The organism is Fibrobacterota bacterium (genome assembly GCA_019509785.1).
Taxonomy (GTDB): domain Bacteria; phylum Fibrobacterota; class Fibrobacteria; order UBA11236; family UBA11236; genus Chersky-265.
Genome location: JAEKLQ010000028.1, coordinates 25,028 through 46,990, shown reverse-complemented (window position 1 = coordinate 46,990; position 21,963 = coordinate 25,028). Strand labels below are relative to the sequence as shown.

Genomic DNA, 21,963 nt, shown 5'->3' with positions numbered 1-21,963 from the left:
GAACCTGGACGATACTGGACTCGAACCAGTGACCCCTACCATGTCAAGGTAATACTCTAACCAGCTGAGCTAATCGTCCTGGTACGTCGCAGAACCCCGGGTGACAAAGCCGAGGCCATACCCGTCGAATCGTGAAGACCCGGGCGGATAAGGATTGGGAAAGCTAGTCGGGCCCCGCGGGTTTGTCAATCGAACCCCGGGCCGGTTTTTAGATTTCCGCCTATGGGCCGCATCCTCTTCATCACCGGCACCGGCACCGATGTCGGCAAAACCGCCCTCTCCCTGGCCGTCCTCTTATGGGCCAAGCAGCGGGGACTGAATGCGGCCTACCTGAAACCGGTCCAATGCGGAAGTTATCCCTTCGGCAGTCCCCCGCGGGAAGGGGGCGACGCGGATTGGATCGGGACGTTGTCGGGAGGCATGCCGGCTTACGTCACCTGCGTGTTACCCCTGGCGGCCTCTCCCCACCTGGCGGCCGAGCGCGAAGGCATCACGATCGATCCGGACCTATTGCGCGGCGAAGCGGAATCCCATGCCGCCGGCCGCGATCTCCTGATCCTGGAAGGCGCGGGCGGCGCCGCCGTGCCCCTGGATCGCCGGGGATCCAGCTTGGCCGGCCTGGCCCGGGACCTGGGGGCGCCCGCCCTCGTCGCCTGCGCCCCCGGCCTCGGCACCTTGCATCATACTTCGGCCACGGTCGCCTGGTTGCGGCAAGCGGGTGTGGGCTTGGCGGGATTCTCCTTCTGCCGCCGCGCACCGGAAGAAGATCCGCTGGAGGAGGACAACCGACGCACCTTGGGCGAACTCCTCCGGCTGCCTTTTTTCGGAACCCTTCCTTTTTCTACGGCCCTCTCCCAAGGCAGGCCGTTGGGGCCCGAGGACGGGGCCAGCTTCTGCGCTCCGCTGGCCGCTTCGCTGGAGAATTGGTTCGCCGGCGCATCGGGCTGAGCGTTCGCAACCCGGTCGGAGCCGAAAAACGGTCCCGGGATATTTTTATTTTTTCCCGCTTGCCCCTCCGCGTCCGCGGATAGGCCCAAGACCTTCCGGCGAGGACACGTGAATTCCGAAGATCAGAATCCTTTCCAAGCCCGCCTGGACGATCTGCGCGCGCGCGATCGCATGCGTACGGTCTCGGGTTGGCCTGGCCTGCCCGGCAAGTACCTCGAGCGGGATGGCCGGCGCTGCCTCAATCTCAGTTCCAATGATTATCTGGGCCTCTCGGCGCATCCCCGCTTGCGTCGGGCGGCGGCGGAGGCGGCGCTTTCCTTGGGGACAGGCGCGGGAGGATCGCGCCTTTTGGGCGGCGGCCTGCCCATCCATCGCGAATTGGAAACGGCGGTGGCGGCCCTGCGGCCCTTGGGCAAGGCCTTGTTGTTCAATACCGGATTCATGGCCAATGCGGGAGCTCTGCCGGCCTTGTCCCAGGTTCTGGGACCGATATTCAGCGATAAGCTGAACCATGCCAGCATGTCCGAGGCCATGCGCGCCTTGCCCCGCGGCTTCCATCGCTACCGCCATCGGGACCTGGGGCATTTGGAAAGCCTGCTGGCCGCGGGCAAAAGGGAGGGACCGGGCCTGGTCTGTAGCGAAACCCTGTTCAGCATGGACGGGGACAAGGCGGACGTGGAGGGACTACTACGGTTACAGGCGCGTTACGGGTTCTGGCTTTTCCTCGACGAAGCCCATTCCACCGGCTGCCTGCCGGAAGCCGTCGCGCCCGCGTTGGCGCAGGCGCGGAAGACCGGTCGCATCCTGATCATGGGTACTTTCGGAAAAGCCTACGGCGGTTTCGGGGCCTACATCGCCGGGCCCGCCGAAGCCATCGATTGGCTGGCCAACGCGGCCCGCAGCTTCATCTTCAGCACCGCCCTGCCCCCGGCGGTAGCGGGCGCCGCACTGGAAGCGATAAGGGTGGCGGAAGAAGAGCCTTGGCGCCGCGAGCGCTTGGCCGCGATAGCCGCCTATACGCGCGGCCTGTTCCGTAGCCGCGGCTTCGATATCGGGAGCAGCGAAAGCCATATCGTCCCGGTGATCGCCGGGAGCGATCGGGCCGCCTTGCGCCTTTCCGAGACCCTGTACCATGCCGGTTACCATGCCCCGGCCGTACGGCCGCCCACGGTTCCCGAAGGCACGGCCCGTCTGCGCATCAATCTCACCTGCGAAATCGAAGAGAAGGAGATCGACGCCTTGGCCGACGAGATTTCGGGGGCCCTGGACGAAAGCGCCAACGAGGCGGGCGATGGCTGAAGTCCTTTGGATCGGCGGGTGGGCTTCCGACCTCGCATGCTGGCACGGCGCCTTGGATGCTCTATACCCGGGCCGTACACATCGCTTCCTGGATGCCCATGCCCTCCTCGACGGCGCCGCGGATCTCCGAGCCGAAGCCGCCCGCCTGCCTCCGGGCGGATGCCTGGCCGCCTGGTCTCTAGGTAGCTTGCTCATGCATCAGGCCCTTATGGAGGGATGGCGCCCGTCGTGCCGCATCCTCTCGCTCTCGCCCATCTTCGATTTCTGCCGCGCCGGCGGACGTTGGCCCCAAGCGGCCGTCTTGCGCATGGCCCGCCGCCTGCCGAGCGAGCGGGATAAGGTCCTCGCCGAGTTCCGTTCGGCGGCCTGGGGCCAGTCCCAAGTGCCGGGGGAATGGGCCGAAGCCTGGGATGCCCGGGTTCGATCCTACTCGGATGATTCCCTCGTGCTTGGCCTTCGGACCTTGGCCGAGGCGCATTTGGAAAAGGCCCGGCTTCCTTCCGTCCCCGGACTGGTTTTCCTGGCCAGCCCGGAAGACCCGCTCTCCCCCGCCGCGCCGGGCGCGGATCCCCGCTGGCGTTCCTACCCGGGCGGCCATCTCCCGTTCCTCGACTTTCCCGGCCTCGTCGCGCCCTTGCTGCCGGCTCCGGAAAAGGCCGCATGAATTTCCATACGCGTCGATTCGACCGCGCCGCCGGGAGCTACGCGGCCCACGCCGATTTCCAAGCCGGCATGGCCGAACGCTTGCTCTCCGGATTGCCCAACGACCTGCCGGCCGCCGGACCGCTCATCGAATTCGGATGCGGCACGGGCCATCTTACCGCCCTGCTTTCGCGCCGGTTCCCGGACGCCGATCTGCTCGCCACCGATGCGGCACCGCGAATGCTGGGTCAAGCCGAGCGATCATTGGGAAAGCGCGCGGGCCTTCGCTTCGCGATCTGCGACGCATCGGGCGCCGTCCCTGCCCCCGGTCCCATCGCCGGGTACGGGCCCTATCGCTTGGCGGCCAGCAATGCCTTGGTGCAATGGTTCCCCGATTTGGTCCGCCACCTCCGCTGTGTCTCGGGGTTATTGGCCCCGGGCGGGTGCTATCTCGCTTCCGGATTCGATCGGTCCAACTTCCCGGAGCTCAATTCCATCTTGGGCGAGGCGCCCTTCGGCTACGCGGATTTCCCGGGCCATCCCGCCTCCGATCTGGGGGGCCTGGCGGCGGAAGCGGGGCTGGAATTAGCGATGTTGGAAAGCGAACGCCGGGAAACGGTATACCCTTCCCCCCGCGCTTTCCTGGAAGGCATCCGGGCGCTGGGCGCGGCCAGACGGCCCCGCGAGGGTTCCCCGATGACCCGTTCGCGGCTGGAGTTGCTTCTCAGAAGGTATCAGGAACGTTACCCCCGCGAGCGCGGGGTGGCCGCGACGTGGGCGCCTTGGTACGCGGCCTTCCGGAAGCCGGGTTGAGCCGTTCCTGCCGGCGCGCGCCTCACCCTTGGGATTGGCGTACGTAGTCCTGCAGGTTCTCGCCGGAAGACAGAAGCTTATCGAAATAGGCGACCGTCTTCTGCAAGCCTTCCTTAAGCTCTACCGTGGGAGCCCATCCGAGCTCCTTCTTGGCCAGGGAGATGTCCGGCTGCCGTTGCTTAGGATCGTCGCTGGGCAGGGGCTTGGAGATGATCTTGCTTTTGGATCCGGTCGCGGCGACCACCTGCTCGGCCAGCTGCCGGATGGTGAATTCATTGGGGTTGCCCACGTTCACGGGTCCCGAAAGCGTGGGATGTTCCATCAATCGTACCATGCCCTCGATCAGATCCGAAACGAAGCAGAAGGAACGGGTCTGGGACCCTTCGCCATAGATGGTGATATCCTTCCCCTGCAAGGCCTGCACGATGAAGTTGGAGACCACGCGTCCGTCGTGCGGATGCATCTTAGGCCCGTAGGTATTGAAAATGCGGATGACGCGGATGTCGACCTTGTTCTGGCGCTTATAATCGAAGAACAGGGTCTCGGCCACGCGCTTGCCCTCGTCGTAACAAGAACGGAGGCCGATGGGATTCACGTGCCCCCAGTAATCCTCCTTCTGCGGATGGATTTCGGGATCTCCGTAGACTTCGCTTGTGGATGCCTGGAGGATGCGGGCCTTCACGCGCTTGGCCAGGCCCAGCATATTGATGGCGCCCATGACGCTCGTCTTGATGGTTTTGACGGGGTTGTACTGGTAATGGATAGGCGAAGCCGGGCAAGCCAGGTTATAGATCTGATCCACTTCCAGGAAGATGGGCATGGTTACGTCGTGGCGTACCAGCTCGAAGTTGCCGCGGCCGCGCAGGTGCTCCACGTTCCGCTTCATGCCGGTGAAAAAATTATCCATGCAGACCACGTCGTGGCCTTGCCCTACCAACCGCTCGCACAAATGCGAACCCAGGAAGCCGGCGCCTCCCGTGACCAGGATCCTCTTCATTTCTTCCTTTTCCTTTTCTTGGAGCGTCCGTCGATCAGGTGATTGATCCCGATCAAGGTGAGATCCGGTTCGATGACATGGATGGCGCGGGAGCGTCCTCCCAGCAAAGGCGCCAGGCCGCCGGTGGCGATCACCGAAGGCGAGCGCATCTTCTTATCGGCGAAGATCGCCTTAAGCAGGTATTCCACTTGGCCCACCGTGCCTTGCAGCATCCCGATGCGCAACGCGTCATCGGTGGTGGTTCCCACGGCCTTATCGATCCACTTGAGCTCCACCTCGGAAAGCTTGGACGCCGTCTGCGCCAAGCCCCGCAGGGAGCTCTGGATGCCGGGGCAGATGATGCCGCCGAAGTAGCAGTCCGGCCCGAAAACGTCGTAAGTGGTGGCGGTGCCCAGGTCGATGACCACACCCTGCTTATGGCCGAGCGCGTGGGCGCCCAGCACGTTGGCGAGCCGGTCGGCGCCGATCTGCCGGGGAATCTCGTACTCGAGGCGGAGTCCCAGGCAATTGGACCAATCCAGGATTTCCGGGGCGGCGCCCAACACGTCCTCCAGGGCTTGCGCCCAGCTTTCGTCCAGCATCGGCACCACCGAAGCCATCGCGGATGCGCGGATGCCGGCAAGCTCAGCCTCGGGACGCAGCAAACCGCGCAGCCAAAGGGCGATCTCGTCCACGGTGGCGTCCTTGCGCGTGGGCAAGCGCCAGTGGCGGACGATGCGCTTGCCGTCGAAAAGGCCGATGACGGTGTTCGTGTTGCCCACGTCGACGGCCAAGCGGAGATCCAAGGGAGGGACGGCCATCAACGGCTTTCCCTTTCGATATCCAGCGAGATATCCAGCGCCTTAGCGCTATGCGTCAACGCGCCCACCGAGATGAAATCCAAGCCGAACTCGCGGATCCGCTTGGCGCGTTCCAAGTCCATATTGCCGCTGGCCTCCAGCTTAAGGCGCGGCGCGCGGGCCCGGACCCTGCCGATGGCCTCGCGCAGCATGGCGTCATCCATGTTATCGAGCAGCACGATGTCGACCGGAGCGTCCAGCAGGCTTTCCAGTTCCGCCAGGGTGCGGACCTCGGCTTCCACGGTATACTTGCCGCCGTAGAGGGCGTGGACCTTTTCCACCGCCGCGCGCACCGATCCGCAGGCTTCCGCATGGTTGTCCTTCACCAGCACCATATCGTACAGCCCCATGCGGTGGTTGGTCCCCCCGCCGATGGCGACCGCGTACTTGTCCAATCCCCGGTAGCCGGCCGGGGTCTTACGCGTGTCGAGCAAGCGCGTGGGCGCCCCCGCCAAGGCGTCGGCATATTCCCGCGCGGCGGTGGCGATGCCCGAAAAGCGCTGCAGGAAGTTGAGCAGGACGCGCTCGCAGGTCAGCAAAGCCCGCAAGGAGCCCCGCAATTCGGCTACCACCGTTCCGGCCCCGATGCGGGCGCCTTCCGCGGCCATGAGCTTGATGTCGGGATGGGCGCCGCGATTGCGGAAGACCCTTTCGATCGAGGGCAGCCCCGCGATCACCCCGGCCTGTTTGCACAAGAGCCGGGCATGGCCGGCGGCATCGGCGGGAATGGTGGCCAGGGTGGTGATGTCGCCATCGCCCACGTCCTCGGCGAAAGCCAGGGAGAGGAGCCTATCGAACGCTTCGGCCGGGAAGGCCGGCAAAGTGCCGGCATGGGTTTCGGGCATGGGCCTTAAGGTAAAAAAACCGCGACCGGGAGGTCACCGGGCGGAGGAAGTCGCCCGGCGGATGCTCAAGCTTCCGGTTCGGAGAAGCCGCTCAGCCCGATTCCGCCTTGGGCGGCCAAGCGCTCCATTTCGGCGTCGAAATCGGCGTCGAAGATGTCGTGCATCCGGTAGGTGCGCCCCGCGCGGGTGCTGAATTCCACGAAGGGATAGAATTCGGAATAGGTGCTCAGGAATCCCTTCCGTTCCGCGCGTTCTTCCACGCGCCGGATCTCGGCCAAGTCCTCGAGGGGGATCTCCACGGGGTGGACCTCGACCACGTTCTCGGAGAAACGGATGAACCGCTCGTTCAGCTCGATGCGCAATTCCCAACGGGGCGCATAATAAAGGATGATCGCCCCGGGCAAGAACAGGACCGCGCCCGCGAGGAGATTCTGCGTTCCCAACAGCAATCCGCAAGCGAGGAACACGTAACCCATGAGGTACCGGGAGAAATGGCGCTTCCGGTGGGGGCGGAAAACCATCACTTCAGCTTCTTCATCTCCCCATCCACCATTTCCCGGTTCTTCCGCACCTTGGCGCTGATGGGAAGTTCGGGGAAGTAGAACAGGCAGCTGTCCAATTCGGATGCGGTCTTGGCCAGGAGGTTCTTCTTGGCCGCATCCGAGCCCGCTTTCTTATAGTCCTTGAAAGCGTTGGCGGCCGTGCGGCGCTTGTCTTCGCAGAAACGATCGCCGATCTGGGCTTTCTTATCCTTGACCCAGGATTGGCCGGTGCCGCCTCGTTCCAATGACTTGAGGGCCGCGATGTACTTACCCTTGGCCGCCAGGGAATCGGCTTCGGCCGCGATGGCGGCGTTGGTTGCGGCGGCATCCGCGCCCGGGCCCTGCGCGGCCGTCCCGGCGGATTCCGGCGAGCTCGGCGGCGAGGCCGACGATGATGGGGCCTTGGCCGTATCGGCCGGGGAACCGGTCGCGCCGGCCAGGGCGGTCTGCCCCGCTTGGGCTTGCGGGCTGATCCGGCCGGCCCGCTTATCCCTCTCCCAGGCGCGGTTGGCCAGCTTCTTCAGCTCGCGTTGCAGTTTAATGTCCGTCACGATTTCAAGCAAAGCCTTTACCTGCTTGCCCACTTCCTCCTGCCCGGCATCGGCCAGGTAGCTTTCGTTCACGTCCTTGAGGCGCTTCTTGATCGAATCCGGCAGGGCGGCCGATTGCAAGGCCTCGCTCAGGGTCAGGCCCCATTGCGCTTCTTCCATGGTGAATGCCACGGCGGTCTTGCTCTGGACGATTTCCTTCCAGCGCTCGCGCGCCCGGTCCCAATCGCCTTCGCGGGCGGCCTTGTCGGCGGCCTGCGCGGCGGACAAGATCACCTCTTGCAACGAGAGCTTATCCCCGTCCGATACCGTGAACACGCGCTCGCCCTTGTCCTGGGCCTTCACTCCCCCATGCCGCAGGATGGTTTCCAGGCGATCATATGCGTCCCGGCTGCGCTTCAGGGTTTCCTTATCCAGGGATTTGGCGTCCGGCTCGCGCAACAGCAACATCCGATAGCCGAGCATCATATCGAGGACCAGGCGATCCTCCGGCGTCTTCACGACCTTCTCCAACTCGGAAAGATCGCCCCCCTCTTCGACGCGCACGGTGGCGGTCCCGGAGGCCGAGGGGGCCGGTTTCCCCTTATTGGACGGACCGGCGCAACCCGCCAGCCACGCCGCCGCCAGGGTAACACCCAAGATCCCGTAACCTTCCCGTTTACCTAGCATGTCGCCTCTCACTCCTCGCGGATAAGGATCGTGGTGTAGGCCGCCGCATCGGCGGACCCTTCGCCGCCCGAAAGCTCGTCCGACAAATCTTCCGTATAAGTGCCCTGGTTCTGCAAGACCCGTTCGTCGGTCGCGGGCAAGGGCAGCCCGGTCCGCTTGGAAACCACATATTTCTGGTACTTATCCTGGTTGAAGAGGGGCGCCTGCCCGGTGGCCTGGATGTCCAGGTCGAGCAAATCGATGCGATCCGAGAAGGCATCCACCTCGGCCACGGCCCGGGCGATGGGGATCCAGGCCGGAATGGCCACCGCGCTGCCGGTTCCCTTGAAACCCTTGCGGAGCATGGACACGTTGTCGTCGAAGCCGGTGTATACCCCGATGGCGTAGCCGCTGGCCGCGTCGAAACCCTTGTTCTGGCCGTTGGGCGCCGCGATGAAGCCCAGGAAAGCGCCGTTCCGGTAGTCGTTGGTGGTTCCCGTCTTGCCGAAAGCCGGCAAGGGCAGCTCGGGAGTCGGTTTATCCGCCGTGGCCGGCGAAGGGGCCATGGGGATTTTCAGTTCGCGGCCGATTTGCTGCCCGGTGCCGCCCTTGACCACCGCGGACAGGATCCCTTCGATGCCGGCGCGCGTCTTCTCGGTGATCACCCGTTCGCGATCCAGGTAATCCTCGAAGATGACCGTTCCGTCGTGCAGGCAGATTTTCTCGATGTACAACTGCGGCTCGCCGAACTTGGTCTTGTAGGTATAGCCGTCCTTGAGGGCCTGATACGCGTTCACGGCTTCGCCCAGGGTGATGACGTTGACGCCCAAGGGATAGGAAATGACCGGGTCCAAGGGGGACGTGAGGCCGAGCTTGCGGCTGAATGCGACGATATAGCGCAAGCCCGCCAGCGCGCGGAAGTCCTGCGAAGCGTACAGGTTTTCCTTGGAGTAGCCGAGGGGCTGATCGCCGCCGCGCGCATCCAGCTTGGCCGAAAGGCGTTTCAAGCTGCCCACGCCGATTTCGCCTTCCACCAGGACCGAATCGTCGGAGAGCCAAGAGTCGGGATCGCCGATGGGGGTCCACGCGCTGTCGGGCCGGCCCGCGAAGATGCCTACTTGGCCGCCGGTGTTATGCCGCGCCAAGGTGAAGCGCTGGCCGCCGGTCGCGCGCGCTTCCCAGGCGCGCGCCTCTTGCAAGTAGGCGAGGAAATCGCGGCCTAGGATGCGGTAGCGGAGCACGTCCTCCTTGTCCCCGGAGCCGGCGTACTTCTGCTGCTCCTTGGTGAAGCCCAGGCCGAAGGGCAGCGACTTCAGCGCCTCCGCCTCGCCAACCTTTCCTTCGAAAGTGAGATCGATGGCGAGATCACCCGCCTCCTTCTGGTAGAGCAGTTCGCGGGCGCGGTCCACATTCAGCACCAGGCCCAGCGAGTCCCGCACGAAGATCTCGAACTCGCCCTGCATGTTGAAGTTTTCCGGGGCCATGCCGATGTCCTTGGCGATTTCCCAGAAGCGCGCGAATGGGGTCTTGTCGAACAGGTGGTAAAGCAAATAGATGCTGGCGATGTTCTCCGAACGCCGGCCGGCCCATACCATGCTGACCGTGTCTTCGGGCGGATGATCGGGCTTGGGGAAGTAGAAGACGTTGCCCAAGCGGAACATCTGGCGGAAGTTGAGCAAGGGGTCCAGCGGCTTCCAACCCAGCTCCAGGGCGGCGGCATAGACGATGGGCTTGAATCCGGATCCGAATTGGCGACGCGCCTGGTTCACCCGGTCGTATCCGGTATTGCCGAAGCCGCCCACGTTGGCGAGCACGCGGCCTTCCCTCAGGATTTGCGCCCCGCCCTGGATCTCCGGCCGTTGCATGATCTCGAGATCGGGCTCGAGTTCGGCCACCGGCTTGCCATCGGGCGAAGGCCGTTGGTATTTCCACGGCACGCCGCAGTAGATCTGCATCCCCGCCGCCAAATGCTTACGCAGGATTTCCACGCGCGCGGCCGCGCCGGGCAAATCGGCGATCCCGGTTTCGTGCAGGTTCCACGTACGCAACCAACGCTCGATGGCCTCCGGATGGATGGTCGCGCGCGCCGTCCCGAAGGCCACCTCGATGGGCTGTAGTACGCCGCCCTTGGCCGGAGGCGGAGACGTAACGATGCGGCCCTGGTAGAAACCTCCCGGCTGGAAGGCGCTCACCAGGGAGATACCCGAATCCTTGGGCGCATGATAACCGCGCAGCAGCAAATCCAAGCGCGACAGGTTCGCGTAGGTGGAGTACTCCGCCGCCCTCTGCAGATCGGCGTCGAGGGTCGTATAGATTTGCAGGCCATCGGTCATGAAATCGGTTACGTCGTTCTTGTCCAGCAGGGCCTGCATGGGAGCCGTTTCCAGGAGGCGCTTCACCTTGACCATGTTCGTCGATAAGGTGAAGCGGAAAGCCCCGCGCCGGAACTCCAGCTTCTGGTGCGAGGCCGCGGCGTATTGATCCTTGGTGATCTTCCCGTCCCGGTACATTTGCTTCAGCACGTAAGCTACGCGGTATTGCCCGCGCCTCAAGGCCAGCTCTTTCCTCTCCGGCGTATCCTGCATGAAGGGATTGTACTGGTTCGGCCCTTTCACCGACCCGGCGATGAAGGCGCATTCCAACAGGTTCAGATCCGCGAGATCCTTGTTGAAGAAATACCGCGCCGCGATGCGCACCCCGTGCCCGTTGCCCGAGACGTAGAACTGGTTCAGGTAGAACTCGAGGATTTCCTGCTTGGTGAAATGCCTTTCCAGACGGAAGGCGTTGACCAATTCCTTTACCTTCCCTAGGATGGTGCGCGGGCGCTTGAACAGGTTCTTGGCGGTCTGCTGGGTGAGCGTGCTGCCGCCCCGCTTGAGGCTGAAGGACTTGAGGTTGTCCAGCATGGCATAGGCCAAGCCCTTGGGATCCACCCCGCCATGGTTCCAGTAATTATGATCCTCCGCCGCCACCAGGGCGTTGATGATGGCCTTGGGGATGGAATCAAAAGGGACGTAATCCCGGTGCTGGCCTTCGAAAAAGGTCCCTACCTTGGTCTTCCCGTCCGAATAGTAGACGGTGCTTTCCTTGGAAAGGATCTGCATGATGGCTTCGCGGGTGAACTGGTGGTCCGGATCGCGGCGAACGGAAAGGGCGAAGGCGCCGACCGCCCCTAAGGAGAGCAACAAAGCGGCTAAGACGGTCCCCAGGATCGTCCATTTCAAGCGAGGCGAAATCTTCATGCGATCCCTGGAAAGGTAGTTTATACCCAATTCACAGTCGTTGGCCCACCCTCATCGGCGGTTAGACGTTACTCGGGAGTGGGGCCCGGGACCATGGCCGTTCGGCTTTAAGCCGGGTTTCCGATTAACTATAATTCCCCGCTCCCTGCTACGGCCCTTGTGGGCTTCCGCCGCGCCCGGCAACGGGCCGAGGAAGCTCCACGGAGAGGTGGCCGAGTGGCTTAAGGCGACGGTTTGCTAAATCGTTGTACTGTTACAGGTACCGGGGGTTCGAATCCCCCCTTCTCCGCCGTGGCAGGGTAATCCGTTTTCCCGCATCACCTCCGCTGCCTTCAGCTGCCCGGACTGACCACGGACCTGGTCAAAGCCTGAACGCTCGAAAATCTTAATCGGCCCTGACTTGGGTCGAACTCCGTTACCGGTAGGGGTACGCAAATTACGATGCCAGAGGGTAGATTGAACCTTGGAGGACGCGCAGCGTGAAGATAGGGTTCCCGGTATATTGTTTCGGACTTTCCCTTTGCATCCTTTCCTGCAACGCCCCCGTCGTGACCTCGCCCAATGGCACCGACCTCCCGCAGAACACCCAGCTGGATTCGATTCCTGTTCCGGGCAAGGCATTTGGCGACTTCGCGCCCTTCCGGATCGGCAACTCCTGGACCTATCGGGATTCGATAGTGACCTGTCCGGGTTTGCTCAGCTGCACAGCAACCGTCGAGTCAATTGCCGTGGTTATCCAAGATATTTTTGACAGGAATGATACGACCTTTTTCCGATTGAGCGCGGGAAGTCAAGACTCCTCATTCTGCTTCGAAAAGGGAAATGCCTTTTACAACATCAGCGCGCTGACGGGTGCAACGCCGGCATTGGGCTGTTCTCCGCTCTTGTATCACGATGTCTTTTACAATGACTCCATATCGGATCGCTTTGTGAAAATGGATATCCTTGGAAAGAGCACATGGATCGTAACGACTACGGACACTCTGCATTACTCACCGTCAACACGCGATTACCCACAAGACCACTTCCTATTTAGACCCGGGCCAGGGCAATTCACTGACTTTCGCTTGGCCAGGGGCTTGGGCGTTATCAGCTATCATTACTCCGTGATCTTGGGTTCACTTACCAGCCCAACCAGCAGAGACGACTATTTGACCTTGATCGGAGCGGACCTCCACTGATCCCCGGAAATTCCGCAAGGCCCGTCCCCAATAATGCCCTGTTGGGCAGTATGCTTTTTTCTTAATTTCCCCCCACTCAACCTCTTCGCAGACGGAACCGATCATGTCCTCCCAGCCCCGCGCCCGCGTCCGCTTCGCCCCCAGCCCCACCGGCTACCTCCACGTCGGCGGCGCCCGCACCGCGCTTTTCAATTGGCTTTTCGCCAAGCACGTGGGCGGGGATTTCCTGCTGCGCATCGAAGACACCGACCAGACCCGGTACGATGCCAAGGCGCTGGTCGATCTCATCGCCGACCTGAAGTGGCTGGGCCTGCAATGGGACGAAGGCCCCGAAGTGGGCGGCCCGCATGCCCCATACTTCCAGTCCCAACGCCTTCCGCTCTATCAGGAACACGCCCAGAAGCTGATGGACACCGGGAATGCCTATCCCTGCTTCTGCACCACCGAGCGCTTGGACGAACTGCGCGAAACCCAGAAGCGCAACAACCTGCCCACCAGCTACGACCGCCTATGCCGGAACATCCCGGCGGAGACTGCGAAACAGCGCGTGGCCGCGGGCGAGAAACATACCGTGCGCCTCAAGGTCCCTTTCCATGGGGATACGGTGTTCAAGGATTTCCTGCGCGGGACCATTACCTATCAGAACCGCATCCTGGATGATCTGGTTCTGCTTAAAACCGATCGGTTCCCCACCTACCATCTCGCCAACGTGGTGGATGATCACTTTATGCAGATCACCCACGTTCTCCGCGGGGATGAATGGATCCCGAGCACGCCGCGGCACGTGCTTTTGTACCAAGCCTTCGGATGGGAGCCCCCAACCTTCGTGCACTTGCCCGTGATCCTCGGGCCGGACGGCGGCAAGCTCAGCAAACGCAAGGGCGCGGCCTCGGTGGGCGATTACCGCGATCTCGGTTATCTGCCCGAGACCCTGGTCAACTTCCTTTCCCTGCTCGGCTGGAACCCGGGTGGCGACGAGGAGTTCATGGAACGCGCGCGTCTCGTCGAACTCTTCACCTTGGAGAAGATCAATCCCAAGAGCGCCGTCTTCGACGAGAAGAAGTTGGAGTGGCTCAACGGGCAATACTTCCTCAGGCGGGACGTGGATTTCTTCCTGCCCATCGTGATGGCGGAATGGGCCAAGGCGGGAGTGGATCCCAACGCCTGGCCGGAAAGCTATTTCCGCACTGCCATCGGCCTGCTCAAGGATCGCTCCAAGCGCATCCCCGACTTCGTGGCCTATGGCATGTATTTCTTCAAGGAACCGGAAGCCTACGAGGAGAAGGCGGCCAAGAAGCAATTCGGCCCCGGCTCGGACGCTTTGCTCGACACGCTGCGAACCGGCGTCGCAGGCCTGCCCGAGTTCTCGACTGCCGCCTTGGAAGGCTTGTATAAGGAAACGGCGGATAAGCTGGGCAAGAAGGGCGGCGATCTCATCCACCCCACCCGCTTGGCCATCTCGGGCCTTCCCTTCGGGCCCGGACTGTTCGAGCTGATGGCCGCCCTCGGCAAGGATGCCGTGCTGCGGCGCATGCAGGCCGCCGCCGAAGCCATCCGCTCGGGCCGGGTCCAGACGGTAACCGTGGCCTGAGGAGAACAGGAGGACACGAATGCGAGCCTCCCCTTCTTCCGCCGGTAAGCTCCCGCCTAGGCGGGAACCGCTGCCGCCCCGGGAGCCGCACCCGCTCCGAAGGGCGCCGCTTCCGCCCCCCACCCATAAGACCGCCAAGGTCCACCATCTCGTCGAATTGCTGCGCGGGCATGCGGGGGGCATGCACGTCGATCAGATCTCCGCCGCGCTGGGCGTGGACCTGCGCACCGTCAAGCGCTACCTCTCGGATCTGCGCCGCATGGGTTATGCCCTGGAACAGGAAAAGGGCGGCGCCGGCCGCCGCAGCCTCTACCGCATCCCATCCAACGACAAAACGCCCATCCATCTCATCCCCGCTTTGAAAAAGCTTTCCGCCGAATTGCATGCCGGCGGCAATCCCAAGCACGCGCCCTTGATCCGCCAGGTGACCGCATGGCTGGAGGATCGCGAAAGCCCGCGAGCCGAAGCCGCCCAACCCGCCGAGGGCATCTATCATATCGATCACGGCCCCTTCGCCGAGGCCAATCCCCTCCCGAATATCTTGAAAAGCCTGGAAGCGGCCATCGCGGATCGCAAGGCGGTGAAGCTCACCTATTCCGGATACGCCGCCGATAAGGACGGCTTCCTGTTCTACCCGTATGTGCTATCGCTGCGCGTGGGCACCCTCTACCTGGTCGGCAGGCAGGACGGGAACAAAGGCCCCTTCAAAAGCCTCTCGGTCAAGCGCATCCGCCGCTGCGTGGCCACCCAGGAATCTTTCGTCCGCGCCGCATTCGATCCCGCCGAGCAATACAAATACACCTTCGGCCAATGGGCCCGCCAACCGAATGAAACGCCCGATGTCGTATTGTTGGCGCTGAAGGCCAAGTGGCTGGAAAAGTATTTGTCCGAAAGCCATTTCAATCCGCCGGGGAAGGTATTCTCGAAGGGCAACGAATCCTTCTTCGAGGTCAAGCTTGTGGTTAAGCCCGATTTCGTGAACTGGGTCCTGTCGCTGGCCCCGGACCTGGTGCCGATGAAACCGGATAGCCTGCGGAAAGAGGTAGCGGAGAGGTTACGTCGTGCGTTGGCGGAGGTGGATCCGCGCGCCTAAAAGCGGGCTTTAACGGCCTTTGCTTACGCATCGGATCCCTTGGCATGGTCCTCATCTTCCAAGCGGAAAAACGGCGCTGGTCCTGAACTGACCGTTAAAAGCCTCGCGTAATTACCCCAGCTAGAAGAAACCGCGGAAATCCGACCGGTTTCCGCTTTGCATTCGCAGGCATGCCGCTTGCTAATTTTATCCGGATTCCAGGTGGGACAGGAGAAACCCATGCGCCTAGCGAATCTGATCCCGGCCTTGCTCATCGGCATCGGTTCCATCGCGCCGATGGCTAACGCGGCTGGTCCGAATGCCCTGTCTGCCGCCGCGGATTCCTGCGGCCCGTCCTATCTCGACATCTATGACTTTCAGGTCGGGGATGTCTTCCAGTATTCCAGATCCCGTTGGGATGCAGGAGGTGGAAATGGCCAATACGCAGGTGACGATAGGAAGTATACCATCCTCTCCAAAGATGCCCATCCCGATGGATATCGTTATCAGGTCAGGGGTCTGATCAGGTCCTGGTCGTTTACCCCCGCTAACAACCAGCAATTCGGTTCGTTCAACGGAACCTGGCTCTTCACGGATAGCCTCGCTAAGCCCAGCTTGAATGCATGCGAAGATCAGGTCGCCAAGATGCTTTACGGTTCATTTCCGCCAGGCCCCCCGCGGGCCACCGGTTACTATACCCGGGTCCATATCGCGATCGGGGATACCTTCGATATCCGCTTTCTAACCGACACCACGCGCTTGAAATATTTCGGGGCCCCGATAACCAGCCAATACCCGAACAATAACCTCTATGTTGATTCAGCCGGTAATATCCTGCTCGGTGAACAAGGACCGATCGAGAATGGGCCCTTAACCTACCTAGAGGTATACGCCGCCGGGCTGGGGATAGTCCACTCGGAGAATGCCGAATTCGAAAGCAGCCCCAAGATGAGCATGACGGGTTACATCCGGAACGGCGTGACCCATGGAAAGGTCGAATCGGATAGCGCGTTCGGTGTGACGGTTGCTATTCGCGCGCCGAGTCCAGAAGGAATGACCCACCCGGATCCTTACCGCCCTAGCGAAATCGACCCGTTCCTATTTTCCGCCGGGAAATCCGGATTACGCGATCCGCTCGGACGCCGAGCCCAATCCTTCCCGATCCGTTCATCGTATAAGGTTGCATCTTTCCGATAGGGGCGATCATGAAAATCCAATATTTGGTTTTCCGGCTGTTCGCATCCATCTCCATGCTCGCCTCGGTAGCGGTCGCCGGGTCCCCGTCGTCCGGCGTTACGGACTCCTGCGGCCCGACCTTCCTCGAGATTTACGATTTCCAGGTTGATGACGTTTTCCAAGTCACGGAGATGCACGGTTCTAACGGCAATGGCTCATCGTCAACCGCCACTGAGGAGAAATACCGGATCGTTTCCCGAGAGGCGATCGCAGGCGGATTCCGATATGGTATTGAAGAACGGACCCGGGTATCTTATTACTCCGCTTCCCCATATGGTGGGCCCGCCATTACCTCAACGGGATACGGCAATATCAACGGGATTTGGGAAATCACGGATAGCACCGCGCGAAGGGCGTTGAACACCTGCAAGGATCGGGTCGCCAAGCTTCCCACCTCAGGGTCCCAATTTGCCGGTACGGACGGCCAATATTCAGGCTTATCCGGAAATAACGAGTTCACCCGCGTACGGATAACCGTCGGGGATCGGGGATCCTTTCCTCTCGCGGATAGCGCTACGCGACTGAAAATCTTCGGAGCCCCGCAAGGGGCCGCTACTAGGAACCTTTATACGGATTCCGTCTTGAAAGTCGCCAGCTCCGGTCAGGAATGGGCCGTCTATGCGCCCGGATTGGGACTGGTGCGGATGACAGCGATGGTTTTCGAATCCCAAATCGAATACCAATTGCAGGGATATTCGCGGGGCGGCGTTACGGTGGGTACGGTTTATCCGGACTCAGTCTTCATCATGCCAGTCGCGCTCCGCCTTAAGACCCCGGAAAATCTGGAAATCCCGGACATCGTTCGCCTCACCCGCAACGGACCTTCTTTCCTTAGCATGGGAAGCGCCGGAATCAGAGACCTGATCGGGCGCCAAATCCGATCATTCCCGAGCCAAGGGCTCCCTTAAACCAAGATCCCCCAACGCAAATAGACAATCGTTTCGCGGGAGCGCGCAATGTATTGAACGTATGCGAATGAATTCCCTTTGTCCTCGAACACTATGCGCTTGAAAATCCTGGGAGGCCCGAGCTACGGATTTCCGGGAACAAATCTTTATTCGGATTCGGCCGGAAAAACGGCGTTGAACTCCGGCGATCGTGTTCTGGCAGAAAATGCGGCGGGCCTCGGGTGCGTGGCCCGACTCCCTGTCCGTGCGGGAAAAATGGGGTCCTGGAAGGGGTTGGAGCTCTCTTCGAGAGGGATTTTCATTTCTTCGGAAGGCTCGGGCTGCCGCGACATTTCCGGGCGGCTGGCTACCTCTTTACCGCGATAAGGCCCAGCTCCGCTCCCGGGCGCGGTAGGCTCGCCTTAATCCTTAAGGACGCCCTCGCCCCATTGCTTCAAGAGCCCGACCACGTCGTCCAAGCCAGGGCTCTTGGCGTTCCGCACGTACCAGCCCGAAGCGCCGACGCCGCTGTAGAGCGCTTGCGCAACGGGAAGATCGGCCATGATGCCGGCGCAGAATCCGCCGTTGAAATGATCGCCCGCTCCCGTCGAAAGTTTCGGGCTGGGGCAATAAGGCCCCTCGATGCCGGCCGAGAGTCCGCCCACCGCCGCCCCCGCGTAGCGGACCGCGTGCACCACCACGCCGTGCAAGCCCATGCGCTCGCGAATGCGCCGCGCCGCGGCTTCGTTTCCGAGCGGCGACTCCTCGGGCTTCTCCTTCAGGCCCAGCACATCGCTTACCTGTTCGGCTTCACGCTGGTTCAGCCCCAGGATAACCCCGGTCTTCCCGGCCAAGGTCGAAATCTGCCCCAGCACCCTCTCCATGTCCCCGCGGGAACGCTTCTCCGGATCGGCCAGGTCGAAAAAGAATTTCACCTGGCAGCCCTTCGGCACCAGGCGGATGATGTTGTCGAGGATCTCGCCCATCTCGGTGAGCATGGTCCAGTTCGTGCAGGCCACCATATCCGAATTGAAGAGGAGCTCGCGCAAAGGCGCGTCCCCGACCACTTCCAACAGGCGCGACCAGCACATGTCCTTGATGGTGTGCAGCTTCCCGAACATCAGTTTGCCGTCATTGAATTCCAAGGCATCGGTATGGCCGGGGATGCCCACCGAAATCACCTTGGTGCAGATATTTTGCAAAGGCTTGAATACCGGATGCAGGTCGGGATAGCCCAGCATCCCGATACAGGTCACCTGGGCGCCCATGCCCGCGGCGGCCATAGCCATCAGGGGGCCGTTGCCGCCGGCCTTCTCGACCATCGGGACCAGCTCGATATTGGCGGACTTGCCCGCGGCCGAAGCGATGCGCTCGGCGAATTCGGCGATGGTCGCGATGCGCTTGAATTCGACCTTGTTCTGGCGGGTTGCTACCGGATGGATGATCTCGTCCACGAAGCCGTCGAAACCCACCAGGAATTTCTTCCCCGCGATGGCGGCCTTGCGTTCCGCGATGGCCTCGGCTGCCTGGATGATGGTCTTGTTCGTCACTATGCCTTCCGCCTTTCGAAGCGAGCGCCGCTCCCATTCGCATGGGAATTTTCGTCGTTAGTTATAGCCGGGTGTTCAGCGGTTCAGGGCGATGTCGATGGTAGGGAGGAGAGGGATCATATCCGTGATGCCGGCGATCTCCAGGACCTCGACCACATGGCCCGCCTGGCAAACTATCTTGAATTGGCATTGGTTGTCCAGACCCCACTTGATGAGCTTCGAGAACTCTCCCAATCCGACGCTGGAGAGCATGGTTACGCTCGTGCAATCGAGGATGACCTTGTCCGGTTTTTGCATACGAAGATTGGCGAACTCGTTGCGCAGGGCATCCACGGTTTCGAAAGTCAGATCACCGGTGATTTCGACCACCGAGTGCCCCTTCTTCACGAAATTCCTGCACGAGAAAACGTTCCTGGCCATGCCAATCCGGATCTTCCGCCCCCAGCTTTCTACCTTTACCTGATCACGCGCCGCCCCGGCGCCGGCCCCCAGAATAAATATTCCGGTATGGATTTGCAAATTTATCATAATTGGGCGGATTTCCCCAACCCACGGAGCGGCTATGGGTTCCTATAAGCCGCCGCTCCCCGTGAAATTGGTAATTGGGCTTTTAGCCGGCGAAACCGGCATTCTGACATCTATGCGGGCAAAGCTGGTCCAGCGCTTTGGACCGGAAGAGGAGGTCCTATCCCCCATCCCATTCGTTTGGACCCGTTATTATGAAGATGAGCTTGGGGCGAATCCCTGGCGCGCATTCGTGTCCTATGAGAAGTTGATTCCTCGCGAAGACATCGTCGCGATCAAGCGATGGACGAATGAAGCGGAATCGGAAACCGCGGTGGGCGCCATGCGTCGCGTAAACCTCGACCCCGGGTACATGACATTAGGGCAATTCTTCCTGGCGACCACCAAGGACCAACGGCATCGCGTGTACGTGCGGGATGGAATCTTTGTAGAGCCCACGCTCTTCTTCGAGAACGGCCTTTTCCAACCGTTCGCATGGACCTACCGAGATTACCGGAGCCAAGAGTACCTAGGATACTTCCTACGAGCCCGCGCCAAGCTGGCCTATCAAATGCATCATGAGGGGCGGCCCTATTCAGCGAGGAAGGCCTACGACGACGGAAACGGGGAAGGGATTAGCGGTTCAGATCCGGGTTGAGGAAGAGTTCCCCCCGGACCGGGCCGAGGGGAACGCATCTGGAGGCTAAGGGATGCGGGTCAGAGCACTTCGTTGCCGGTTTCACCGGTACGAATGCGCAGCGCGCTTTCCACGCCGAGGACGAAGATCTTTCCGTCGCCGATCTTGCCCGTGCGGCCCTTCTCGGCGATAGCGGCGACCGCTTTCTGGACGAGTTCGTCGGCCACCACCATTTCCAGCTTCACCTTGGGGATGAAGTCGGTATGGTACTCGCTGCCGCGGTAAAGTTCGGTATGGCCCTTCTGGCGGCCGAATCCCTTCACTTCGGTAACGGACATGCCGGTGACGCCCATTTCTTGGACAGCGGCCTTGACCTCATCCAGCTTGAACGGTTTGATGTAAGCAACGATCATCTTCATTTGAGAGTCTCCTTATGCCTCCGATGGACGAATAGCAATCTAGTTCCCATCAATCCCTGTGCCAGTTAACACATTGATTGCGAGTTGGTCAAAATCCCTCGAGTTTGCAGTTTTTTGTTCGACAGAGCCATCAGTGTACTTGTGTTTTAAGACAATTCAATCGGAACAGGTGACAATAGTTGACACTTAAGATGCGATTCGGCCCCCGGTGTTAACCGGAGGCCGAAATGTCATCAGAAGGAGAAGGTGGATTCGGCCGCGTAGCTGGTAGCTTCGAGGTTGCCGAAGTCTTCGCGGATTTCAGCCAAGACCAGCCAATTGGGGCTGACCTGGAAGCTGGGGCTGAAGGTGACTTCGCTGCCCATGTCGTCGGTAGCGGAGTTCTTGTCATCGATGGTAAGGGCGCTGTAGCGCAGGGTCAAGCCCACCTTATCGGTCGCCTTGAAGTTCACCATGGCGAGCCAACCCATGCCGGACAAATCGTTCTGCGTACCAACGAGCCAGCTCTCGAGCAGGTTGAATTCGGCCGCGGCCGTCAACTTGCCCACGGCATAGGAGGCCCAGATGTTTGTCAGGCCCTGGCCGTCATCACCAAGAGTGGTGGCGGCGTCCTTGTCGCGCATCTGCCAGAGCTGGGTGGCCTTGATGGTCACGCCTGCCACGGGCATCACCGAAATCTGGCCCTCGAAGCCGGGGGAATTCAGGAGTTCGGTTTCACTGGGATTCCAGACATCCGAAACCACGGCGCCATACAGGCCGAACTTCGGCGTGGTGTAGGCGATGTTGATGCCGTTCTGATAGCCGCCATAAATGCCGCCGGTCTGCTTGGAGGTCGAGTATTGATAGAGTCCGGTCGGCTCGGCGGCTTCGAATCCCGAGGTGCTGAGGAAACGGCCCATGCCCAGGCTCAATTCCTGGGTCAAGGTCGCCGTGATGAAAGCTTGCTCGGTGAAAATGCCGCTGGCGCCGCCGGAGAGGCTGTTGATATCCGCGCGGGCCGAGAAGAACCCGAACTTGTAGAAGAAGTCCATTTCGTATTGATCCAGGCTTCCGTTCAAGGTTGCATCACCCGCGCTGCCGGTAACATCATTGCCATTGACGGAACTCAACTTCGCGCCGTTGGCGGACATGTCGACGAATCCGCTCAGGGAAAAGTTGTCGTTGACCTTGATATCGGCCGACGCCACCATGGCCCCGAAGCCGAGAACCGTCAAGGCGAGCGGAAGTTTCTTACTCTCAATCATTCTTACTCCTCTTTATTCCTTCCCGGACCGGAAGGAGGACATTACAATCGTTAATCAATCTCTATGCCAGAACCAGGAAACAGGCCGTATATGGCCCGTTCCCTCTGAAACGAGCATGAAATGCCGTTCCGGGATCTGACATCGTTATCAATTCCTAACAAAACTAACTCCTGTTTCCCAGTTGATGACAGAAAAGCTTTCTCTCCGAGATTATTGTCATGAATACATTCGGAACGATAGATAGGATCCATTTTGTCATCTAAGGCAGTAATCAGTAAC

General features: G+C 61.1%; 20 protein-coding genes and 2 tRNA genes. 11 read left to right on the top strand and 11 right to left on the bottom strand.

Features of this window, described 5'->3' with window-relative positions; translation table 11 throughout:
- Positions 1 to 5: 5 nt before the first annotated feature.
- A tRNA-Val gene (locus tag JF616_06320) sits at positions 6 to 79 on the bottom strand.
- Positions 80 to 222: 143 nt separating this feature from the next.
- Here JF616_06320 and bioD point away from each other — a divergent pair.
- The 4 genes from bioD to JF616_06300 all read left to right on the top strand — a co-directional run bounded on the left by bioD (position 223) and on the right by JF616_06300 (position 3,702).
- Complete coding sequence (bioD, locus tag JF616_06315) at positions 223 to 948, top strand: dethiobiotin synthase (GenBank protein MBW8887359.1); 726 nt, start codon at positions 223 to 225, stop codon at positions 946 to 948.
- Positions 949 to 1,056: 108 nt separating this feature from the next.
- Complete coding sequence (locus JF616_06310; protein ID MBW8887358.1) at positions 1,057 to 2,247, top strand: 8-amino-7-oxononanoate synthase; 1,191 nt, start codon at positions 1,057 to 1,059, stop codon at positions 2,245 to 2,247.
- Positions 2,240 to 2,911, top strand: a complete 672-nt coding sequence (locus tag JF616_06305; GenBank protein ID MBW8887357.1) for a hypothetical protein — start codon at positions 2,240 to 2,242, stop codon at positions 2,909 to 2,911. The genes JF616_06310 and JF616_06305 overlap by 8 nt, the downstream gene beginning before the upstream one ends.
- Complete coding sequence (locus tag JF616_06300) at positions 2,908 to 3,702, top strand: methyltransferase (protein MBW8887356.1); 795 nt, start codon at positions 2,908 to 2,910, stop codon at positions 3,700 to 3,702. Before JF616_06305 ends, JF616_06300 begins: the two co-directional genes overlap by 4 nt.
- A gap of 22 nt (positions 3,703 to 3,724) precedes the next feature.
- On the opposite strand, the gene JF616_06295 is transcribed toward JF616_06300, so the two are convergent.
- The 6 genes from JF616_06295 to JF616_06270 all read right to left on the bottom strand — a co-directional run bounded on the left by JF616_06295 (position 3,725) and on the right by JF616_06270 (position 11,363).
- Positions 3,725 to 4,699, bottom strand: a complete 975-nt coding sequence (locus tag JF616_06295; protein ID MBW8887355.1) for an SDR family oxidoreductase — start codon at positions 4,697 to 4,699, stop codon at positions 3,725 to 3,727.
- Positions 4,696 to 5,499: a type III pantothenate kinase gene (locus JF616_06290; GenBank protein MBW8887354.1), complete on the bottom strand. Its 804-nt coding sequence runs from the start codon at positions 5,497 to 5,499 to the stop codon at positions 4,696 to 4,698. The genes JF616_06295 and JF616_06290 overlap by 4 nt, the downstream gene beginning before the upstream one ends.
- Positions 5,499 to 6,383 carry a carboxylating nicotinate-nucleotide diphosphorylase gene (gene nadC, locus JF616_06285; GenBank protein ID MBW8887353.1) on the bottom strand — a complete coding sequence of 295 codons (885 nt, stop codon included), beginning with the start codon at positions 6,381 to 6,383 and terminating at the stop codon, positions 5,499 to 5,501. The genes JF616_06290 and nadC overlap by 1 nt, the downstream gene beginning before the upstream one ends.
- 65 nt (positions 6,384 to 6,448) lie before the next feature.
- Entirely contained in the window at positions 6,449 to 6,907 is a 459-nt protein-coding gene (locus JF616_06280; protein MBW8887352.1) for a hypothetical protein, read from the bottom strand.
- Entirely contained in the window at positions 6,904 to 8,142 is a 1,239-nt protein-coding gene (locus JF616_06275) for a hypothetical protein (GenBank protein ID MBW8887351.1), read from the bottom strand. The genes JF616_06280 and JF616_06275 overlap by 4 nt, the downstream gene beginning before the upstream one ends.
- A gap of 8 nt (positions 8,143 to 8,150) precedes the next feature.
- A complete protein-coding gene (locus JF616_06270; protein ID MBW8887350.1) occupies positions 8,151 to 11,363 on the bottom strand; it encodes a transglycosylase domain-containing protein in 3,213 nt (1,070 codons plus the stop codon).
- A 202-nt stretch (positions 11,364 to 11,565) separates the two neighbouring features.
- Here JF616_06270 and JF616_06265 point away from each other — a divergent pair.
- The 6 genes from JF616_06265 to JF616_06240 all read left to right on the top strand — a co-directional run bounded on the left by JF616_06265 (position 11,566) and on the right by JF616_06240 (position 17,351).
- Positions 11,566 to 11,652 (top strand) — tRNA-Ser (locus JF616_06265).
- A gap of 190 nt (positions 11,653 to 11,842) precedes the next feature.
- The gene (locus tag JF616_06260) at positions 11,843 to 12,544 is read left to right on the top strand and encodes a hypothetical protein (protein MBW8887349.1); all 702 of its coding nucleotides are present in this window, start codon (positions 11,843 to 11,845) and stop codon (positions 12,542 to 12,544) included.
- A 103-nt stretch (positions 12,545 to 12,647) separates the two neighbouring features.
- Positions 12,648 to 14,135, top strand: coding sequence for a glutamate--tRNA ligase (locus JF616_06255; protein ID MBW8887348.1), 1,488 nt, complete (start codon positions 12,648 to 12,650; stop codon positions 14,133 to 14,135).
- A gap of 19 nt (positions 14,136 to 14,154) precedes the next feature.
- Positions 14,155 to 15,228, top strand: coding sequence for a WYL domain-containing protein (locus JF616_06250; GenBank protein MBW8887347.1), 1,074 nt, complete (start codon positions 14,155 to 14,157; stop codon positions 15,226 to 15,228).
- Between the two features lie 246 nt (positions 15,229 to 15,474).
- A complete protein-coding gene (locus JF616_06245; GenBank protein MBW8887346.1) occupies positions 15,475 to 16,404 on the top strand; it encodes a hypothetical protein in 930 nt (309 codons plus the stop codon).
- An 8-nt stretch (positions 16,405 to 16,412) separates the two neighbouring features.
- Positions 16,413 to 17,351 (top strand): hypothetical protein, encoded by a 939-nt coding sequence (locus JF616_06240; GenBank protein MBW8887345.1) that lies wholly within the window; start codon positions 16,413 to 16,415, stop codon positions 17,349 to 17,351.
- 401 nt (positions 17,352 to 17,752) lie between these two features.
- Here the strand turns inward: JF616_06240 and JF616_06235 are convergent, their stop codons facing one another.
- Positions 17,753 to 18,880 carry a hypothetical protein gene (locus JF616_06235; GenBank protein MBW8887344.1) on the bottom strand — a complete coding sequence of 376 codons (1,128 nt, stop codon included), beginning with the start codon at positions 18,878 to 18,880 and terminating at the stop codon, positions 17,753 to 17,755.
- Positions 18,881 to 18,955: 75 nt separating this feature from the next.
- Positions 18,956 to 19,300: an STAS domain-containing protein gene (locus JF616_06230; GenBank protein MBW8887343.1), complete on the bottom strand. Its 345-nt coding sequence runs from the start codon at positions 19,298 to 19,300 to the stop codon at positions 18,956 to 18,958.
- 142 nt (positions 19,301 to 19,442) lie between these two features.
- Here JF616_06230 and JF616_06225 point away from each other — a divergent pair, with 142 nt between their 5' ends.
- Positions 19,443 to 20,042: a DUF4416 family protein gene (locus JF616_06225; GenBank protein MBW8887342.1), complete on the top strand. Its 600-nt coding sequence runs from the start codon at positions 19,443 to 19,445 to the stop codon at positions 20,040 to 20,042.
- A gap of 59 nt (positions 20,043 to 20,101) precedes the next feature.
- Here the strand turns inward: JF616_06225 and JF616_06220 are convergent, their stop codons facing one another.
- Together JF616_06220 and JF616_06215 are read right to left on the bottom strand one after the other, a co-directional pair.
- Complete coding sequence (locus JF616_06220) at positions 20,102 to 20,440, bottom strand: P-II family nitrogen regulator (GenBank protein MBW8887341.1); 339 nt, start codon at positions 20,438 to 20,440, stop codon at positions 20,102 to 20,104.
- 233 nt (positions 20,441 to 20,673) lie between these two features.
- Entirely contained in the window at positions 20,674 to 21,684 is a 1,011-nt protein-coding gene (locus JF616_06215) for a hypothetical protein (GenBank protein ID MBW8887340.1), read from the bottom strand.
- Between the last annotated feature and the right edge of the window lie 279 nt (positions 21,685 to 21,963).

Excerpts from the sequence above, each read along its gene's own strand:
- bioD (MBW8887359.1), top strand. The coding sequence starts at position 223 with ATGGGCCGCATCCTCTTCATCACCGGCACCGGCACCGATGTCGGCAAA.
- JF616_06305 (MBW8887357.1), top strand. The coding sequence starts at position 2,240 with ATGGCTGAAGTCCTTTGGATCGGCGGGTGGGCTTCCGACCTCGCATGC.
- JF616_06300 (MBW8887356.1), top strand. The coding sequence starts at position 2,908 with ATGAATTTCCATACGCGTCGATTCGACCGCGCCGCCGGGAGCTACGCG.
- JF616_06295 (MBW8887355.1), bottom strand. The coding sequence starts at position 4,699 with ATGAAGAGGATCCTGGTCACGGGAGGCGCCGGCTTCCTGGGTTCGCAT.
- JF616_06290 (MBW8887354.1), bottom strand. The coding sequence starts at position 5,499 with ATGGCCGTCCCTCCCTTGGATCTCCGCTTGGCCGTCGACGTGGGCAAC.
- nadC (MBW8887353.1), bottom strand. The coding sequence starts at position 6,383 with ATGCCCGAAACCCATGCCGGCACTTTGCCGGCCTTCCCGGCCGAAGCG.
- JF616_06275 (MBW8887351.1), bottom strand. The coding sequence starts at position 8,142 with ATGCTAGGTAAACGGGAAGGTTACGGGATCTTGGGTGTTACCCTGGCG.
- JF616_06270 (MBW8887350.1), bottom strand. The coding sequence starts at position 11,363 with ATGAAGATTTCGCCTCGCTTGAAATGGACGATCCTGGGGACCGTCTTA.
- JF616_06255 (MBW8887348.1), top strand. The coding sequence starts at position 12,648 with ATGTCCTCCCAGCCCCGCGCCCGCGTCCGCTTCGCCCCCAGCCCCACC.
- JF616_06250 (MBW8887347.1), top strand. The coding sequence starts at position 14,155 with ATGCGAGCCTCCCCTTCTTCCGCCGGTAAGCTCCCGCCTAGGCGGGAA.
- JF616_06240 (MBW8887345.1), top strand. The coding sequence starts at position 16,413 with ATGAAAATCCAATATTTGGTTTTCCGGCTGTTCGCATCCATCTCCATG.
- JF616_06230 (MBW8887343.1), bottom strand. The coding sequence starts at position 19,300 with ATGGCCAGGAACGTTTTCTCGTGCAGGAATTTCGTGAAGAAGGGGCAC.
- JF616_06225 (MBW8887342.1), top strand. The coding sequence starts at position 19,443 with ATGGGTTCCTATAAGCCGCCGCTCCCCGTGAAATTGGTAATTGGGCTT.
- JF616_06220 (MBW8887341.1), bottom strand. The coding sequence starts at position 20,440 with ATGAAGATGATCGTTGCTTACATCAAACCGTTCAAGCTGGATGAGGTC.
- JF616_06215 (MBW8887340.1), bottom strand. The coding sequence starts at position 21,684 with ATGATTGAGAGTAAGAAACTTCCGCTCGCCTTGACGGTTCTCGGCTTC.